Here is a 418-nt window from a genome sequence, read left to right as displayed (position 1 = left end):
TCCGGCCGCTCACGTTGCGTCAACTGACGAACCAGCTCCCGCGTGGCGTCGACGACAAAGACGCCGCAATCATAGGTGTTGTCCTGCTGGGGTGCGCGGGGCCACTCCAGGCGGGCGCCTAGCCGCTCTGCGAGCTGACTTGCAGGTCCCGCATTGTAGCTCCCGCTGGAGTCGTAGTGATAGGCAACCGGACTGTGCCGGTTGAGGCGATCAACGAGCAACAGCGACCAATGGCTGCCGCGGCGATCAAGATCGGTAGGATCGGCATCGTTCACTGGCAGGAACAGGAAGTCGGCTGTATCGTGACCTTGCCGATCATGGACGATGTCGTTGAAGGCACTTAGCGTGTCGCCCCAGGACAGCTGACTGGCTACGAGGGGGTCCACGAACTGCGTCCGGCCGGCGAGATTCGGATTGG

The 418-nt window shown here is 62.7% G+C and carries 1 protein-coding gene; it reads right to left on the bottom strand.

Features of this window, described 5'->3' with window-relative positions:
* On the bottom strand, positions 1 to 418 hold a 418-nt coding region (locus tag XI09_RS45910), incomplete at both ends, for a Ulp1 family isopeptidase (protein ID WP_271565535.1).

This window comes from Bradyrhizobium sp. CCBAU 11386 (assembly GCF_028128955.1).
Classification (GTDB): Bacteria; Pseudomonadota; Alphaproteobacteria; order Rhizobiales; family Xanthobacteraceae; genus Bradyrhizobium.
This window is presented reverse-complemented; position numbering and strand designations above follow the sequence as displayed.